The sequence below is a fragment of the Mesorhizobium sp. M2E.F.Ca.ET.209.01.1.1 genome, from assembly GCF_004010375.2.
In the GTDB taxonomy this organism is placed as follows: Bacteria; Pseudomonadota; Alphaproteobacteria; order Rhizobiales; family Rhizobiaceae; genus Mesorhizobium.
On sequence record NZ_SADP02000002.1, the window covers coordinates 94,408 to 112,117 of the forward strand.

Sequence of the window (17,710 nt, forward strand, 5' to 3'; positions counted from 1 at the left end):
CGTTGTTCTGCGAACGGCATGGCTGACGAAACGCACGCGAGCCCGGGGCTTGCGTTGGAAAGACAAGCTGGTGCGCGCGCAAGGCGCCCGGTTCGGGTTTCTTTCATATCAGTCGTTGCTCCTCCCAGAGCGCTGATGATATCACCTCAGCGTTATCGCATGTTTGGAAATAATTTTACGTACGTCAAGAATTAAAATGGAATACCGTGCATTTTAGGTCTAGGATGTGGGGAAGGCGCCCTTCGATGATCTTCGCCGATCGATAGATTTGCACGCCCTGTGCAACTTCAGCTTCGGCCGGACTTACCGCCCTCGGGGCGGCCGGGCTTCTCCGGCGAGCTCCCGGTTCAGTCGTTCTGCACCATGGCCAACGCCGTGCCCGGTTCGCCCTCCCACAGGATAAGGCTGGCAGCGCCCACGAGCCCGGCGCGGTCGCCGAGCTCGGCCGGCACGATCGGCACGTCGCGATAGGCCTGCATGGCCCGTTCCTCGATCGTTGCCCTGATCCCCGGCGCCAGGAGGTCGAAGCCGTTGGCGAGTCCGCCGCCCATGACGATCACCTCAGGCGAGTAGAGATGCAGAAGATTGGTGAAGCCGATGCCTAGCCATTTCGCCTCCGCCTCGACCAGGTCGCGCGCCGCCGCATCGCCTGTCCGCGCGGCCTCGACGACATGGCGGGCGGAGACATCGCCATCATTGGAAAGCCGCCGCAACTGCGAGCCGTCGCCAGGCGCGGTGAGCCGCGTCGCCCGGCGCCCGAGAGCGGTGCCCGAAGCGACAGCCTCGAAGCAGCCGACATTGCCGCAGAAACAGCGATCGCCTTCTCCGGTGATCGTCATGTGGCCGATCTCGGCCGCCAGCCCGCGCCTGCCGTGATAGATGTGGCCGTCGGCGATCACGCCGCCGCCGATGCCGGTCGACACGGTGACGAAGACCAGCGAGCCGGCGCCGCGTCCGGCGCCGAAGCGCCATTCGCCGAGCGCTGCCGCATTGGCATCGTTCTCCAACCGCACCGGCAGCCCGAACTGCCGGCTCAAAATGTCGATCATAGGCACGTTGTGCCAGCCGGAGAGCGTCGGCGGTCCGATGACGATGCCCGCCTTGGGGTCGAGCGGACCTGGCGCGCAGGCGCCGATACCGATCACTTTGGCCTGCGGGTGGTCGTTCAGCAGCTTTTCGGCGAGCGCGATGATCCGGCCGATGACCGCCTCCGATCCCGCTTCGGTCATCGTCGGTTCCGAGAAGCGCGCCACAACCTCGCCGCCGCGCCCGATCAGCGCGCCGCGCAGCTCGGTGCCACCTAGATCGAAGGCAAGCGCAAGCGTGCTCATCAGGCGGCGGCCCTCAGCCCGTGCAACCAGGCCATGCGCTGCGCGAGGTCGGGGTCGCCGAAGGCAAGCGAGCCGAGCACCACCGTTTCGGCGCCGGCGGCGCGCAGCAGCGGCACCGTCTCATGGCGGATGCCGCCATCGGCGGCCAAAATGATGTCGGCCTCGCGGCCGGCTTTTCGCATCAGCGCGCGCGCCTCGATCAGGCGTGGGCAGGCTTTTTCGGACAGGCTCTGCCCCTTGACGCCGATCGAGGTGCCGAGCAGCGTCACGAAGGCGACGTTAGGCAGGAACGGCGCGATCGCGGAGATCGGCGTTTCTAGCCGCAGCACCACGCCCGCCTCGGCGCCGAGCTCACGCGCCAGCTTGACCGCGCGCAACGCGGCCTCGCCGTTTTCGGCGTGGATGGTGACAAGGTCGGCGCCGGCCTCGATGAACTGGCGCGTCTGTGCCTCGACGATTTCCGCCTCGACCATCAAATGCACGTGGATCGGTTTGGCCGTCAGCTTGGCGATGCGCGCCACCAGATCCGGGAAGAACAGGAAGCCGGGCGTGAAGCGGGCGTCCGCCACGTCGATGTGGTGCAGGTCGGCATGGGCTTCGATCCGCTTCAGGTCGCGCTCCATGTTGGCGAGATCCGCCGACCACAGCGAGAATTCACCGATGAGCCGGTTGCGCGGCAGGCCGGCTATGGCCGCGGGTCCGGAGAGAGGTTTGGCGATCATGACGGAATGAGGCTCCGGGCTTTCGAGTGGGAATGAAGGAACAAGCTGATCTGCTCGTGCAGTTCGGCGAAATGCTTCGCGCTGTCGCGCGCCTTGGGCGTGATCTCGGCAAAGGTCGAGTTCGGTATCGCGACGGCCAGTGCATGTGCGGTCGACAATGGGTGCACGGCATCGATTTCGTTGCCGATGACCAGCGCCGGTATGTCGAGCCTCGCGGCATCGCTTTCGGAAACACCGGGTCCGTCGGCCGAAATATTGGCAAGCACCTGGGCGAAGGCTTTGGCGTCGGGCCGGTCGAAATAGCCAAGCAGCGAGGAGAGATTGTCGGGCGCCTCGCGATAGAGCCGTGCAGCAGGGTCCGATCGTGCGAAGATCGTCCTTGCCTCGTCGGCGCTATGTTCGAGGAGGAGCTCGGCGACCTCGGCGATCGGCTGCAGGTTCTGCGGCGCTGGCGAGAACGTCCATGCCGGCCGCACCAGGATGAGGCCGGTGACGCGCTCCGGATGGCGGCAGGCGAGGCGCAGCGCGATTCCCGCGCCCATCGAAACGCCGCCGGCGAAGAAGCGCTCGAGGCCGGCCCGGTCGGCTGCGGCAAGCACATCGTCGGCGAACATTTCGAACGAGAACGGCCGCCGTTCACCGAGGCCTGAGCCGCCATGGCCGCGGCATTCCAGCGTGATGCGGCGGAAGCCGGTGGGGAAAGTCTGCGCGACCTGCGCCTCGCCGCCGCCTAGCCCGTGCTGGAAGACAACAGCCGGGCCTTCGCCCGTGTCGGTGCCGAGCAGCGTCGCGCCGTCGCGAAGAAGCGCAATCTGCCCCGCCATCACACCAGCTCCTTGAGAAAACGCGCGACGCCCGGCGCCTCCCCGGCCGATAGCCCGTGTGTCACCAGCGGCCCGTCGAAGCCTGTGGCTTTCAGCCGGGCGATGAAATCGGGGAAATCGATCACGCCCTGTCCGGCCGTGACAAAGCGGCCGTCGGCGAAGCGGTCCTTGGCATGCGCCAGAGAGACATGGCCCGCCGCGCGCTCGACCGCTTCGGCAACGATGGAGCGTGCCTGTTCGGCATTCGCTCGCTCGAACAGATTGGCTGGATCGAGCACGATGCGCAGCCGCTGCGAGCCCATCTCGCCGATCAGCCGCATGGCGTCTTCGGCCGATGTGACGATGTTGGCTTGCTCCGGCTCGATGCCGAGATCGACGCTGTGGCGCTCGGCAAGCCGAAGAGCCTTTTCCATCTCGCGCGCCATGTCGGCCCAGGCTGATCGATCGGAATTGTCGGGATGGTACGCCCACTGATCCTCGACGTTGCGCGTCCCGGTGCAGAGCGTGACGAGCGGGATCGAAAGTCTGGCCGCGGTTTCGATGACGACCGCCAGCCGTCGCAGTCCATCCTCTCGCATCCGGATGTCCGGGTGCGCCATGTTGTAGGTGCCGGAGAGAGCGACGAGACCGATCCCGGTCGCCTTGGCAGCAGCACCGATGGCGTCGATTGCCGCGTCCGGAACCGCGTCGGGCATCGACGGAAGGCCGGCGCAGGCGAGGTTGAACTGGGTGACCGCGAAGCCCGCATCTCGGACAGCGGCAAGCACGCCGGTCGGCTCGCTGCCCGGGAAAGTCTTGGCGAACACGCCGACCTGCATCAGACCGCTCCCGTCACATTGGCGAGCGCGACGCGCTCGCCGCTCTCGACCGAGCGGGCGATCGCCACCATGGCGCGGATCGAGGCGAGCCCGTCGTCAACCGTGGCGCCGCGCTGTGGCGCGCCGTTGAGCACCGTGTCGGCCAGGCCTTCCAACTGGCGACGGAAGAAATGGCCGTCGGCGCCGAGCGGCTTGCGCGAGGTCGCGTCCTTCTCGTGGAAGATGTCGACCTCGCTGGCGCGGAAATACCAGGGATTGAAGGTCTTCGCGATCACCGAGCCGTTCTCGCCATAGAGCTGGAAGCCCTCATGCCAGTCCATGCGCACGGCGACGGTGAGGTCGAGATGGCCGAGCGCGCCATTGGCGAATTCCGTCTCGACGAACCAGCAATAGGCGCCGAAGCGCTCGTTGAGGCGGGCACGAACGGCAGTGATCTCGCCGCATAGGAAGCGCGCCGTGTCGACGAGATGCGAGCCATGCGCCAGCATGAAATACTGCCGCAGGTCCGCCTTCGGATTGCCGCCCGGCTTCCTCGCCAGCTTACTGGTGACGGGCAGTGGTTGCACGGCGTCGGTGTTGGTGTAGCGATGGGTGGAATCGCAATACCAGGCCTTGAGCGCCAGGATCTCGCCCATCTCGTCGCGCACGAAATCGCGCGCCGCTTCCAGCGCCGGGTCGAAGCGTTTCATGTGCCCGACCTGCAGCACCTTGCCCGAGCGCTTGACCGCTTCGGCAAGCTTCTCGCCTTCCTCGACTGACACGCCGATCGGCTTCTCGCACAGCACATGCTTGCCGGCTTGCAGCGCCTTGATCGACATCGGCACGTGATAGGCGTCCGACGTGGCGACAATCACCGCCTCGAGCTGTGGATCGGCGAGCATCTCGTCATAGTCGCCATACATCTTGCGCGGCTCGTAGGTGGCGCCCATCCGCGCCAGCAGATCGGGTGCCGCATCGCAGATCGCGTAGAGGTCGGCGTTGCTTGCCTTCACGCAGGATTCCAGATGCGCGAATTGCGCGATCGGCCCGCAGCCGAGCACACCTACGCGAAGGCGACGGTCTTTCTTGGCGATCATCGTCAGGCTCCGTAGCCGCGCATGGTCTGGCGATTGGTCTTCACCGCGCCGGCCGGATCGGCGGCAGCGGTCTCGGACTCCTCTTCCAGAATCAGCCAGCCGTTGAAGTTGGGGGCGGCGCCGGCGATCTCGATCACTTTTGCCGTGTCGCAGACGCCCTTGCCAAGCATCGCCCAAGTGCCGTTCGCGTCGACATCTTTCAGATGCACGTAGCGGATGCGGTCGCGATAGGTCGTGAGCGTGTCGGCCATGTCCTTGTGGCCGCGCAATATGTGCCCCGTGTCAGGCACCCAGCCGACCAGCGAAGCGTCGATCAGGGCGAAGATGCGGTCGTAATCGGCACGGTCGAACAGCAGCGTGTTGTGGTGCGAGCTCGGATGCACCGCGACCTGGACGCCGGTCTTGCGGCCGATCTCGCCGGCCTTGTTGTAGACTTCCGCGGCGATGGCGAACTTGTCCTCGCGCGGCCCGTCCGACACGACGGTCGCCGAGCCCATCGACACCAGCGCCCCCGGAAAGGCGGCGGCGAAGTCGATCCAGCGCTTGGCGGTGTCGATATCCTCGCCGATTTTCTCTTTGAGCGTAAAGCCGCTCCTCGAGCCGAAGGCGAAGGAAACCAGCGTCAGGCTGGACGACTTCAGCGCGGCGGCGAATTCCGATGGCTTGCTGGCGTAGCGGCCGATCATCGTGTCGGTGATCTCGATGCCGGCATAGCCGCCATCGGCGATCGCCTTGATGAGATCATCGGGGCCGCCGGAGAACCGGTCTCCCAGCATTTCCCAGGTGAAGGTCTGGCAGCCGACTTTGAGGTCTTTCACGTTCATCCTTTCAATCCTTGGTTCTCCGCGGGGCGTGCCTATTTGACCGAGCCAGCGGTCATGCCGGCGAGGAAGAACCTCTGGGCAATGAGGTAGATCAGCAAGAGCGGCAGCGAGCCGAGCACGCTCATCGCCATCATCTGGTTCCACTCGAAGGCATGCTGCCCCATCAAAAGCTGGATGCCGATCGGGACGGTGCGCATCGACGTCGACTTCGTCAGCGTCAGTGCGAAGAGGAACTCGTTCCAGCACAAAAGGAAGGTGTAAACCGACGTCGCCACGATGCCGGGCAGCGAGATCGGCACGATCACCCGCCAGAGAGCTGTCCAACTGGTGCCGCCGTCGACGGCCACCGCTTCGTCGAGATCGCGCGGCAAGGTGTTCAGATATCCGGTCATCAGCAGGATCGCGTAGGGCAGGGTGAACACCAGATAGGTGAGGATCAGCGCGGTATAGGTGTCGAAGATGCGATACGAGACGACGAGCCCGAAGAATGGGATCAGAAGCGTGATCGGCGGGATGGTCTGCGTGCTGATGATGAGTGTGTTCAGGCTGCCCTTGCCTCGGAAATTGAAGCGGCTGAACCCATAGGCCGCCAGCAAGGCGATCAGCACCGTCAGCACGGTCACCGCGAAGGCCACGAAGTAGCTGTTGAAGAAGAAGCGCAGCTTGACCGGGTCGCCAAGGATCGCTGCATAGGCTTCGACGGTGAAGGCTTTCGGCAGGATGGTCGGCGGCAGGGCGAAGATCTCGGTGTTCGATTTGAACGAGCTGCTCAGCATCCAGTAGATCGGGAAGGCCGCGAAAAACAGCCCCGCGACAAGCGCGATATGCAGCGCGACGGTGATCAGCCTGTCCTTCGTCGTGTGCCTTTTCCTCATGGTGATTACCGGGCCTTTTGATAACGGATGTAGAACAGCGTCAGGCCAAGCGAGATCAGCAGGATGACCACGGCGCTCGCCGACGCCTGGGACAGGTTGTAGCTCGAGAACGCCAGCTTGTAGGTGTAGGTGCTGAGCACCTCGGTCGAGTAGATCGGACCGCCGCCCGTCGTGATCCAGATCAACGGGAAGACCTGCATCGTCCAGATGAAATCGAGCAACGAGATGCTGATGATGATCGGCATCAGCTGCGGGATGGTGATGAAGATCAGCTTCTGGTAGGCCTTCGCCCCGTCGATATCGGCGGCCTCGTAGAAATCCTTGGGGATGCCCTGCAGGCCCGCGAGCAGGCTGACCATGAAGAGCGGGTAGCCCGCCCAGATATTGGCGAAGGTGACGGCGTGCAACGCGGTCTCGGGCGAGGAAAACCACTCGATCTTGGAACCGATGATGCCCAACTGCATGAGAATGCTGTTTACGACACCGTTGGGCTCGAGCAGCAGGCGCCAGATCACCGCGATGATCACCGCGGTGAAAAGCCAGGGCAGTATGTAGAGCACGCGCAGGATGTTGCGCAGCGTCGGATTGATGCGGTCGCTGTTCAGCATGAGCGCGAAGATCATGCCGATGGTCATGTGGAAAATGACGCTCATACACGTGAAGTAGAGCGTGTGCCATAGCGAGGCCCAGAACACGGGATCGGCAAAGATCGCCTGGTAGTGTTTCAGTCCGGCAAAGGATGAGTCGCGACGCAGCACCGCGCTGTTCTGGAACGAATAGGAAATCACCGTCACCATCGGCAGCAGCATCAAAAGGCCAATGATCACCAGCGAGGGCGACAGATAGAGATAGGGTGCGACCGTTCTTTTCAGTCTGTGACGGGAGCGCTTCTGCCGGGTCATATGCCAACCTTGGATACACCTTCGAGAGAAGGTGAGCTTCGCGAACACTCGCGTTGCCGGTGCCTTGCTGCCGGGAGGCCTGCCCGAAGCCAGGCCTCCCGGTCGAAGATCGTAAAACAGGCTAATCAGAATTTCGCCGTCCATCCTTTTTGAGCGTTGGCCGCGGCCTGTTCCGGAGACTGCTCGCCGGCCAGCATCTTCTGGGCTTCGACGTCGAACTGGGTCATCAGGTCTTCAGCCACCGGCAGACCCGTGAACTCGTTGGCGAGGTAACCGGTCTTGAAGATTTCGAAAGCCTTGCCGAAGGCCTTGTCCGAGGTCACGAAGTCGGGCTTGGCGTTGACGTTGCCCGGAAAGGCGTTGGCCAGCGACACCAGCTTGGCGTTGACCTTCTCGCTCATGAGATATTGGACGAGTTTCCAGGCCTCTTCCTGGTGTTTCGAGCCGGCGGAGATGCCGATGCCCCAGGAGGCATAGGGAAGGCCGCGCTTGCCCGTATAGCCCTCTACGACCGGGACCGGGATGAGGTCGAAGTTCAGCTTGGGATTGCGCTTGCGGATGAGGTTCACATGCGCGAGCGAGTCGATCATCATCCCGACGCGGTCGTTGACGAATTCCTCGACCTTTTCCTGTTCGGTCTTGGTGGCGATGCCGGGCGAGATGGTGCCTGCGTCATTGAGCGATTTGACGAAGGTGAGCATGTCCACCACTGGCTTGCCCTCGAGAGCGGGCTTGCCGTCAGCCATCATCGACTGGCCCGACGCCCAGACCCACGACATCATGTCGTTCTGGACGCCGGACGGCGACTGCATCGACAGCGGCAGCACCCAGCCATACTGGTTCTTGTCGGCATGGGTCATCTTCTTGGCGGCTTCGAGGAACTCCGCGCGTGTCGACGGCAGCTTGGTGACGCCTGCCTGGGCGGCAAGGTCCAGATTGACGAACACCGGATAGACGAAGGAAGCGACCGGAAACATCACAGCCTTGCCGTCCACCTTGATGATGTCAGCGACTTGGGCTTTGTCGAAGCCGCTCGCGTCCATCATCGGATTCATGTCGGCGAGCGCGTTCTGTGCGTTCAAATTGTTCACCCAGGCGCCGTCGAGACCGACGACGTCGCTGAGCGTTCCGGTTGCCGCGCCGACCGAGATCTGATCCCGCGTTGCTGCGTAGGGGCCGCTGACCAGCGTCACCTTGATGCCGGGATTCGCGGCCTCGAATTCGTCCATGATCTTCCGCAGCGAGCCTGCGGGCAATTCGGGTTCCCACCATTGGGTGAATTCCAGGGTCGTGTCCGCCATGGCGCTGGTCGCGCCAAGCAGCCATGCGGCCGCGGCCATCTTCAGCATCGCGGGCTTTATCCGAAACGTCATTTTCTCCTCCTTCTTTGAGATCGGCCGCACAATGCGGAAGATCATCTGGTTCATTCAGCAGTCTTCATTCGCAGGCGCCTCGCTCCCGCCTGCTGGCCTTGCCGCAAATCTTCAGATCGCCAGATGCGTCTCGGGATCGAAGAAATGGAGCTTGGTATCATCCAGGGCCAACCGGATTTCCGAGCCGGAGCGGACTGCGCTTTCCGGCTCGAATTTCGCCACCGCGTTCGACGCCATGCCGAAATCCTGCACTGCGTCCGGGTCGCCGGAGTCCACCCGGACCGCGTCGATATTGAGATGGACAATGTGTTCGGACCCGAGCTCTTCGATCGAGGTCACCTTTGCCGGCACAGTCTGGTACTTGCGGCCGGAATCGAGGCTGCTGTCATAGAGATGCTCCGGCCGGATCCCGAACACGATTTTGCGCCCTGCATACGACTTCAAGCCCGGCCTTCGCACGAAGGCTGCATCCTGCAGCCGGATGGCAAAGGTGCCGGCTGTCAGTTCGTCGCCCGTCAGTGTCCCTTCGAAAAGATTCATCGAAGGCGAACCGATGAAGCCGGCCACGAAGGCGTTCACAGGCGATTCATAGAGCCGCTTCGGTGTGTCGACCTGCTGCAGCACACCCCCTTTCAGCACCGCGACCCTGTCTCCCATGGTCATCGCTTCGGTCTGGTCGTGGGTCACATAGATGGTCGTCACGCCAAGCTGCTTCTGCAGGCTGGTGATCTCGGCGCGCATCTGCACGCGCAGTTTCGCATCCAGATTGGAGAGCGGTTCGTCCATGAGAAAGGCGGCTGGCTCGCGCACCATGGCGCGGCCCATGGCAACCCGCTGGCGCTGCCCGCCGGAAAGGTTGGCGGGCTTGCTGTCCAGCAGCGACGTCAGCTGAAGGGTCTTGGCGATCTCGTCCACGCGCTTCTTGCGCTCGGCCTTCGGCTTGCCCGCCAGCCGCATCGAGAAGGCGATGTTTTCGAACACCGTCATATGCGGGTAGAGCGCATAGCTCTGGAAGACCATCGCGATGTCGCGGTCCTTGGGCGGCATGTCGACGACGTCGACGCCGCCAATGCGAAGGCTGCCGCTCGTGATGTCCTCCAATCCCGCGATCATCCGCAAGGCGGTGGATTTGCCGCAGCCGGATGGGCCGACCAGGATCAGGAACTCGCCGTCCTCGACCGACAGGTTCAATCGGTCGATTGCACGGAAACTGTTTCCGTAGGTTTTGCAGATATTCTCAAGAATGACTTCCGCCATATTCCTCCCTCCACAAGTCAAGCCGATGATTTTTGTTTTTAACCTTGGCTATATTGCTTGTGAATATTTCCTCGGATAGTTCCAGCCTATGTTCCGGTGCCGAGTTGCGCGTATTTCAGTTCGACCGCCGATGGCGCGCTCGCCGATGCCAGCAGTTCCGTGACCTGGCTGTTGGTCGGAAGGGCCTCGCGTCCGCCACGCCCGGTTATCGACAGAGCCGCCGCCGCAGCAGCGAATGCCACCCGGCCCGCGGTGTCGGTTCCGCTCGCTAATGCATGGGCATAGGCGCCGTGAAAGCAGTCGCCGGCCCCGGTCGAGTCGACGACAGCAACCCGGTGCGGAGGCAGGTGCCAGAGGCCTCTCTCTTCGCTTCCGCGATAGTAGACGCCTCTGCCGCCATCGGTCAGAACCACGGCGGACCGCGACGGCAACCACAAGGCATCGAGCATCTCGGCGGGCGATCTGCGACCCGTTGCGGTTCCTGCAAAGCCGAGCGGAAGAATGAGGTGGCCGCAGAGCGCCATCAGCCTATCTGTGGCTGGGCCGGCGCTCCATTCGATATCGCCGAGGATCGCGAGGCCCAGATCGCGAGCCCGGGCCACGACATCCAGTGAGCGGATCGCGTAGCTGTCTACGATCAGGACGCTCGCGCGGCCGAGGATCTCGTCCGGAAAGTCCGGTGCGGTGCCCAGCATCGCGTCGTCATCATAGGCGATGAAGCGGTCTCCGTCCGAGCCGACGGTGATGCGCGAGCGTACCGGGCGCGCATCGGGATGGCGTGGCGCGAACGCGGTTTCGACGCCGCTGGCGACGAGGTCGCCCAACACGGCGTCGTCACCGGCGTTGCCCAGCCACCCGATGAAGCTGGCGCTCCCGCCGAGCCGCGCGACGGCGGCAAGGGCCGTCGCGACATTGCCGCCGAAAGCGCGCGTGCTTTGCAGGACCTTCCCCTTGCCCGCCGACAACGGCTGATCGACATAGACGATGTCGTCGATCGCAATGGCGCCGAAGCCGAGGATCGAGGGGACCGGAGGCATCGTTCAGGCCCCCGCCTTCGCAAGCGCTTCTTGCGCCGAAAGCCCGTCATGGATGACGCCCCGAAAGGCAAGTGCTGCCTTCTGAGGATCGCCGTGCCCCCAGAGATTGCGGCCCACCACGGCGCCGCGCGCGCCGGCGCGGATGGCGTCCGCCGTCTGCTGCAGCGCGCCAAGTAGCGTATCGGTCTTCGGCCCGCCCGCGATGACGACCGGCACCGGGCAGGTCCGGACGGTCTCCCGGAACGACTCGAAATCGCCCGTGTAGCCGATCTTGATGACGTCGACGCCGGACTCGTAGCCGATGCGCGCCGCATAGGCGATCTCGTCCGGGGTGAAGACGATCTTTGCCCCGTCGGTGAAATCGCGGGGGTAGATGTGCGCCACCACCGGCATGCCGTAGCGGGCTGCCGCGTTCACGGAATCGGTCAGCCAGCGAATGTATTTGCCTTCAGTCGCACCGCGCACCGGAATGGCCACGGCCAACGCGTCGGCGCCGGCGCGCACCGCGTCCTCTGGCGTTGCAATCAACTCGCTGATGCGGTCGTCCGGCGTGAAGCAACCGGCCTGGATCACCAGGGCAGCCTTGCCCGCATATTGCGGCCACAGATGGCGCGCGGCGCCAGGCTGGATGCTGACATAGTCGGGCTTTCCCGCCATGACGCGGGCCAGTGCGCCGGGCAGATCAGCAAGGCCGCCTTTGCGCACGTCGCCATAGCCGACGAAGTGGTCGACCGCGCCGCCAAATAGGTTCCCCGATGGATGCGAAAAGAGGCGCGCAAGGCGCACTTTGGTCCCTAGACTCATAATTCCCTAATCTCTTGTTTTACAAGGCCGGCGGCCCGTGATGCTGGGCCAGCGTTTTCATATGCTCTATAAAAATTTTACGCGCGTCAAGATTTAAAATGCGCTATAGCGAGTCACGAAAATTGTCCGTCGCTGTCGCGATGGCTTGTCTCGGGCGTCGCCGATTGGGAGGTCGAAAGGGAAATGCAAGCAAATTCAGGAGCGAAGCTCGGTATCGGCGTCATCGGATGCGGTAACATATCGATGACCTATCTGCGCAACGCGGCACTTTTTGCCGGTGTGGAACTGCGCGCTTGCGCCGATATTTCCGCCGAGATGGCTGTCTTGCGCGGGAAGGAATATGGCATCCGCGCGCTCGGCGTCGATGCATTGCTCGCCGACCCGGAGGTCGATCTCGTCCTCAACCTCACCATTCCCGCGGCACATTTCGACATCTCGTTTTCGGCGCTCTCGGCGGGAAAGCATGTCTTCACCGAAAAGCCGCTCGCCACCTCAGCCAGCGATGGTCGCAAGCTGGTGGCGGAGGCGGCGAAACGGGGATTGCTGCTGGGCTCGGCTCCCGACACTTTCCTCGGCGCCGCCGGACGCCGCGCGCGCCGCCTGATGGACGAGGGCGCGATCGGCCGCGCCGTGACCGGCACCGCCTTCATGCTGGAGCGCGGTATGGAGCACTGGCATCCGAACCCGCAATTCTATTACCAGCCAGGCGGCGGCCCGGTCTTCGACATGGGGCCATACTATCTGACGATGCTCGTCAACCTGCTCGGCCCCGTCGCCCGTGTCATGGCGATGGCCACGCGCGGCCAGGAGGAGCGGCTGATCACCGCCGACGGCCCTTACAAGAACACCAGCTTCAGGGTCGGCACGCCGACCAACATCCTGTCGCTGCTCGAATTCCGCTCCGGCGCCACCGTCACTTTCGGTGCCTCGTGGGACGTCTTCAAGCACTCCAACCACCCCATCGAGCTGCACGGTACCGAAGGGTCGCTCAGGCTGCCCGATCCCGACACCTTCGGCGGCACCGTCTCGCTTTCCGCGCGTGGCGCCGACTGGAAGGATTTCGCCAGCGAAGGCGAGCTCTACGGCGCGCGCAACTGGCCCTATGCGGCGCCGAATCGCGCCAACTACCGCATGCTCGGCGTCGCAGATCTGGCGCGTTCATTGTCGCAGAAGAGAAAGCCGCGCGCGTCCGGCGATCTGGCTCTGCATGTGCTGGAGATCATGGAGGCCATCCTCGCCTCGGGCGAAAGCCGCAACTCGGTCGCCATCGCCGGCACTGTCGACCAGCCGCCGCTGCTTGGCGAGGACGAGGCTGCGAGCCTGCTGGCCTGAGCGCCCGTGTTGTCCCCGCTCGATCCGCAGGCGCGGAAGGTTCTCGAACTCGGCCGCCAGGCGCATGAGCCGCCTTTCGAGACAGGCACGCCCGAGCAGGCGCGACGCGCCTACGACAACGGTTTCCCCGGGCTGCAAGGCGAGCGCGAGCCCGTCGCTTCGGTGTGCGAACAAGCCATTGTCGGGCCGGGTGGCCCTCTCAACCTTCGAGTTTATCGAGGGCGGGGCGCGCCGACGGCCAATGCGCCGGCGCTGCTCTATCTGCACGGTGGCGGCTGGGTGATCGGCAATCTCGATTCGCATGACGAGATCTGCCGCTGGTACGCCAACATCGCCGCCTGCGTCGTCGTCTCGCCCGACTACCGGCTGGCGCCGGAGCACAAGTTTCCGGCGGCGGTCGAGGATTGCCGTGCCGTTCTCGCCTTCATGCGGGACATGCCCGGCGGGCTTGGCATCGATGCCAGCCGCATAGCCGTTGCCGGCGACAGCGCCGGCGGCAACCTCGCCGCGGTGCTGGCGCTGCTCGCCAGCGATGACAAATGCCCTTTGACCGCGCAGCTCCTGTTCTACCCCAACACCGACGCCGACCAAACGGCGGACAGCTATCGCCGCTTCGCCGAAGGTTTCGGCCTGACGGCCGCGACCATGGCCTGGTTCCGCGACCAATATGTCCGTGACGCCGCCGACATCGACGACTGGCGCGTCTCGCCGCTCAAGGCCAAGAACCTTGCCAGGGCCGCTCCCGCCTTTGTCGCCATCGCGGGCCACGACATTCTCGCCGACGAGGGCGAAGCCTATGCAAGGCGGCTCGAAATGGACGGCGTCCCGATCGTGGCCAAACGTTGGCCAGGGCAGATCCACGGCTTCGTCTCGATGGGCCGCCACGGTCCGGCGTCGCGTCAGGCGGTCGAGGCTGCTGTTGCGGCCTGGCGCGAATTCGATCCGGCGTTCGACAGGGTTTAGGCCGACTGACGCATCACCAGCGTTGCGTCGAGGCTGACCTTCGGCGTCACGGCGGCCGCATCCTCGTCGAGCATTGCAAGCAGCGTCTCGACACTGCGGCCGGCCATGGCGGCGAAATCCTGCGCCATGGTGGTGAGCGCCGGGCAGGTGTAGCGGCTCAGCGGATGGTCATCATGCGCTGCGACCCGCAGGTCGCAGTCGGTCTTGCGTCCCACCTTCAGGCCCTTCGAAAAGGCCGCCGCCATCACGCCGAAGGCGAGGCGATCGTTGGCGCATAGAATGGTTTTGCCCGGCAGGCCGCCATTGCCGATTAGCTTCTCGGTCTGCTCGTAGCCGATGCGCTCGAAGTCCCAAGTATAGTCGCTGGTGTCGCCGAAGACGGTCGGCTCGAACCCCAGTCGCTGCATCGAGGCGACATAGCTGCTCAATCGTTCCGCCGAATTGTGATTGACGTGTGGGATGTCGAAATAGACCGGGGCGTCGCCGGAACGGCAAAGGTAATCCACGATCGTCGCGACGCTCTTTTCGTTGTTGTTGCCCACGAATGGCGTGTCACCTTCCAGGAAAGTGTCGAAATAGACAATCGGGATGGTCTGCGTGAGCTTTTCCAGGGTTCTCTGATCGGATCGTTTGCCCAGCGGCGCGATCAGCGCGCCGGATACCTTCAGGGACAGGATGGTTCGGGTGGCTTCGATCTCGAGTTCGGTCGAGCCATGCGAGGAAATGACGACCGGCCAGTAGCCTTCGTCGCGTAGCCTGAGCTCGATGCGGCTGACCATCTCCGAATAGAACGGGTCGGTCACCGTCGGAACGACAATGCCGATGCTGCGCGTGCGTTTGCGGTTGAGATTGCGCGCGAAGAGGTTCGGCTGGTAGTCGGACGAGCGCAACGCATCCTCGATACGTTTGCGCGTTGCCGGCTTGACGCTGGTCGGATCGTCGAAGAATTTCGACAATGTCGGTCTGGAGACGCCGCAGGAGCGGGCGAAATCCTCCATGGTCTTGTGCGTCATCGACATTCAAAGCCCTTGCGGCGTGGAACTTCCAAATCGCCGTGTCCCTGTGTTGCCCCGGCGCCATCACTACGGTTCGCCGCCGCGCGAACGCAAGTTGAAATTTTACAGGAAGATTTACAAGTTTCAACGCGTCGAAAGAAATTATTGCATGCGTAAAACTAATTAATTGACGTGAAAAATTTCACGCCATATTGAATTTGCGGACGGAGCACGCTGTGCGGCGGCGAATGCCGGAGGTCATGGATGAAGAAGCTGGTTTGCGCCGGTGAAATCCTCGTCGAGATCATGGCTGAACGCATCGGCCAGAGCTTTCTCGCGCCTGGACCGCTGGTAGGTCCGTTTCCGTCCGGCGCCCCCGCGATCTTCGTCGGCCAGGCAGCGGCGCTTGGGCAACCGGCGGGCCTCATCGGCGCCGTCGGCGAGGATGATTTTGGTCAGCTGAACATTGACCGGCTGCGAGCGCTCGGCGCCGACGTTTCGGCAATCACGTCCCACAAAGGCCATGCCACCGGCACTGCCTTCGTCACTTATCTGGCTGATGCCTCCAGGCATTTCGTCTTCAACATCCGCAACAGCGCGGCGGGCCTGATGGCCATCGATGATGCCGCAAGACACTTGCTTGCCGACGCCGACCACTTGCATGTCATGGGCTCGTCGCTGTTCTCGGACAAGGCGACCGACGTTGTGCTCGCCGCGACCGCGGCCGTGAAGGCCAGGGGCGGCACCGTGTCCTTCGACCCCAACGTCCGCCGCGAGATCCTACAGGTTTCCGGCATGCGCGCCGCGCTGGACAAGGTGCTGGCGGAAACCGACGTCTTCCTGCCCAGCGGGGACGAATTGTTCCTGTTCTCTTCGGCCGGTGACGACAAGGGCGCAGTTGATGATCTGTTGGGCCGAGGCATTTCCTGCGTCGTGTTGAAGAAGGGCGCAGACGGTGCCGCCTATCACGACCGGCAGGGCGCGGTCGCTTTGCCAGCTTTTCCTGTCGAGGAGGTCGACCCGACCGGAGCCGGCGACTGCTTCGGCGCCGCCTTCGTTTCAATGTGGTTGCGCGGCGCCGCACCTGTCGATGCCCTGCGCGTCGCCAATGCCTGCGGCGCGCTTGCCGTTACCCGCAAGGGACCGATGGAAGGCATCCATCGACTCGCCGAGGTCGAGGCCTTCATCCTCAACGCCGGGGCGCACGCATGACGAGCGCCACCGCCCGTTTTGCCAAGATCGCTGCGCGCCGCGCCGCCGGCGGCAAGGGAGGCATCGCCTCGATCTGCTCGGCGCATTCGCTGGTGATCGAGGCGGCGCTCCGCCATGGCGCGGCGCATGGCGCCGATGTGCTGATCGAGACAACCTGCAACCAGGTCAACCACGAGGGCGGCTACACCGGCATGACGCCGGCCGCCTTTCGCGGCCTCGTCGAAACGCATGCCAGAAGGGCTGGTCTTCCCCTCGATCGTCTGATTCTCGGCGGCGACCATCTTGGACCCAATCCCTGGAAGCACAACTGCGCTGCCGAGGCGATGCGGAAAGCGGCCGCGATGATCGACGCCTATGCGGCCGCCGGCTTCACCAAGCTGCATCTCGACACCAGCATGGCCTGCGCCGATGATCCGGTGCCGCTCCCCGACGAGACGATTGCCGCCCGCGCGGCCGAGCTTGCCAAGGTCGCCGAGGCGGCCGTCGCGCGTACCGGCGGTGAGAAACCCGTCTACATCATCGGTACCGAGGTGCCGGTCCCCGGCGGTGCCCTGGAGCCGCTCGAGCATATGCAAGTGACCGAGCCGGCGGACGCGCTCCGTTCCGTCGAGCTCCACCGCCAGGCCTTTGCAAGCGTTGGGCTCGACGAGGCCTTTGACCGGGTCGTCGGCGTCGTCGTCCAGCCCGGTGTCGAATTCGGCAATGCCGATATCATTGCCTATGCGCCGGAGAAGGCGATCGAGTTGGTCGCTGTGCTGGAACGCATGCCGCAATTCGTTTTCGAAGCGCACTCGACCGACCACCAGCCGGCGGAAGCGCTGGGCATGCTGGTGCGTGACGGTTTCGCCATCCTCAAAGTCGGCCCATGGCTGACCTTCGCGCTACGCGAGGCGCTCTACGGCCTCAGTCTGATCGCCGATCAGATGGTTCCCGACCCGTCCCGGGAAAACCTGCAGGCGGCGATGGAGCGGGTGATGCTCGCCTCGCCCGAGAACTGGCGCAACTACTATTCCGGCACATCGAACGAGCAACGCCTGCAGCGGCATTTCTCCTTCAGCGACCGCATCCGTTACTACTGGCTGACGCCGGAAGCGCAGCGCGCAACCGCAGCGGTGCTGGCCGCGCTTGGCGACACGGAGATTCCCCGCCCGCTGATCAGCCAATTTATTGGCCATCTCGATGTCGACGTCGGCGCGGGCCGCATCAGACCGACCGCGCATGGGCTTCTGCTCGGCAGCGTGACACGCGTGCTCGACATCTATCGCAACGCCACGAACCAGTAAGCGGTCTTCGGTTCCGGACCTCGGATTTGACTTAGCCCGCGTGGATCTCTCATGGAGGGATACGATGATGACCACAGGTCGC

The 17,710-nt window shown here is 63.9% G+C and carries 17 protein-coding genes; 4 read left to right on the top strand and 13 right to left on the bottom strand.

Annotated elements, in window-relative coordinates:
- Positions 1-347: 347 nt before the first annotated feature.
- The 12 genes from EN852_RS03920 to EN852_RS03975 form a co-directional block, all read right to left on the bottom strand.
- Positions 348-1,331 carry an ROK family protein gene (locus EN852_RS03920; protein WP_127878269.1) on the bottom strand — a complete coding sequence of 328 codons (984 nt, stop codon included), beginning with the start codon at positions 1,329-1,331 and terminating at the stop codon, positions 348-350.
- A complete protein-coding gene (locus tag EN852_RS03925; RefSeq protein WP_127878267.1) occupies positions 1,331-2,053 on the bottom strand; it encodes a ribulose-phosphate 3-epimerase in 723 nt (240 codons plus the stop codon). The genes EN852_RS03920 and EN852_RS03925 overlap by 1 nt, the downstream gene beginning before the upstream one ends.
- Positions 2,050-2,877 carry an alpha/beta hydrolase gene (locus EN852_RS03930; protein ID WP_127878265.1) on the bottom strand — a complete coding sequence of 276 codons (828 nt, stop codon included), beginning with the start codon at positions 2,875-2,877 and terminating at the stop codon, positions 2,050-2,052. Before EN852_RS03930 ends, EN852_RS03925 begins: the two co-directional genes overlap by 4 nt.
- Positions 2,877-3,695, bottom strand: coding sequence for a sugar phosphate isomerase/epimerase family protein (locus tag EN852_RS03935; RefSeq protein WP_127878263.1), 819 nt, complete (start codon positions 3,693-3,695; stop codon positions 2,877-2,879). Before EN852_RS03935 ends, EN852_RS03930 begins: the two co-directional genes overlap by 1 nt.
- Entirely contained in the window at positions 3,695-4,771 is a 1,077-nt protein-coding gene (locus tag EN852_RS03940; protein ID WP_127878261.1) for a Gfo/Idh/MocA family oxidoreductase, read from the bottom strand. Before EN852_RS03940 ends, EN852_RS03935 begins: the two co-directional genes overlap by 1 nt.
- Before the next feature lie 2 nt (positions 4,772-4,773).
- On the bottom strand, positions 4,774-5,595 hold the full coding sequence (locus EN852_RS03945) for a sugar phosphate isomerase/epimerase (RefSeq protein ID WP_127878259.1): 822 nt from the start codon (positions 5,593-5,595) through the stop codon (positions 4,774-4,776).
- Positions 5,596-5,627: 32 nt separating this feature from the next.
- Positions 5,628-6,470: a carbohydrate ABC transporter permease gene (locus EN852_RS03950; RefSeq protein ID WP_127878257.1), complete on the bottom strand. Its 843-nt coding sequence runs from the start codon at positions 6,468-6,470 to the stop codon at positions 5,628-5,630.
- A 5-nt stretch (positions 6,471-6,475) separates the two neighbouring features.
- On the bottom strand, positions 6,476-7,372 hold the full coding sequence (locus EN852_RS03955; RefSeq protein WP_127868462.1) for a sugar ABC transporter permease: 897 nt from the start codon (positions 7,370-7,372) through the stop codon (positions 6,476-6,478).
- A gap of 125 nt (positions 7,373-7,497) precedes the next feature.
- Positions 7,498-8,745: a sugar ABC transporter substrate-binding protein gene (locus EN852_RS03960; protein WP_127878255.1), complete on the bottom strand. Its 1,248-nt coding sequence runs from the start codon at positions 8,743-8,745 to the stop codon at positions 7,498-7,500.
- Between the two features lie 111 nt (positions 8,746-8,856).
- Entirely contained in the window at positions 8,857-10,002 is a 1,146-nt protein-coding gene (locus EN852_RS03965; RefSeq protein WP_127878253.1) for an ABC transporter ATP-binding protein, read from the bottom strand.
- A gap of 86 nt (positions 10,003-10,088) precedes the next feature.
- A complete protein-coding gene (locus EN852_RS03970; RefSeq protein ID WP_127878251.1) occupies positions 10,089-11,039 on the bottom strand; it encodes a PfkB family carbohydrate kinase in 951 nt (316 codons plus the stop codon).
- A gap of 3 nt (positions 11,040-11,042) precedes the next feature.
- Positions 11,043-11,843, bottom strand: a complete 801-nt coding sequence (locus EN852_RS03975; protein WP_127878249.1) for a class I fructose-bisphosphate aldolase — start codon at positions 11,841-11,843, stop codon at positions 11,043-11,045.
- A 183-nt stretch (positions 11,844-12,026) separates the two neighbouring features.
- On the opposite strand from EN852_RS03975, the gene EN852_RS03980 reads away from it, so the two are divergent.
- Positions 12,027-13,175, top strand: a complete 1,149-nt coding sequence (locus tag EN852_RS03980) for a Gfo/Idh/MocA family oxidoreductase (protein ID WP_127878247.1) — start codon at positions 12,027-12,029, stop codon at positions 13,173-13,175.
- 6 nt (positions 13,176-13,181) lie between these two features.
- The gene (locus tag EN852_RS03985) at positions 13,182-14,138 is read left to right on the top strand and encodes an alpha/beta hydrolase (protein ID WP_095769691.1); all 957 of its coding nucleotides are present in this window, start codon (positions 13,182-13,184) and stop codon (positions 14,136-14,138) included.
- Here the strand turns inward: EN852_RS03985 and EN852_RS03990 are convergent.
- Positions 14,135-15,157 (bottom strand): LacI family DNA-binding transcriptional regulator, encoded by a 1,023-nt coding sequence (locus EN852_RS03990; RefSeq protein WP_095769692.1) that lies wholly within the window; start codon positions 15,155-15,157, stop codon positions 14,135-14,137. The two genes, EN852_RS03985 and EN852_RS03990, sit on opposite strands and share 4 nt — an antisense overlap.
- Before the next feature lie 240 nt (positions 15,158-15,397).
- Between EN852_RS03990 and EN852_RS03995 the strand changes: the two genes are divergently transcribed.
- Positions 15,398-16,345 (top strand): sugar kinase, encoded by a 948-nt coding sequence (locus tag EN852_RS03995; RefSeq protein ID WP_127878245.1) that lies wholly within the window; start codon positions 15,398-15,400, stop codon positions 16,343-16,345.
- Entirely contained in the window at positions 16,342-17,628 is a 1,287-nt protein-coding gene (locus EN852_RS04000) for a D-tagatose-bisphosphate aldolase, class II, non-catalytic subunit (protein ID WP_127878243.1), read from the top strand. The genes EN852_RS03995 and EN852_RS04000 overlap by 4 nt, the downstream gene beginning before the upstream one ends.
- Positions 17,629-17,710: the final 82 nt, after the last annotated feature.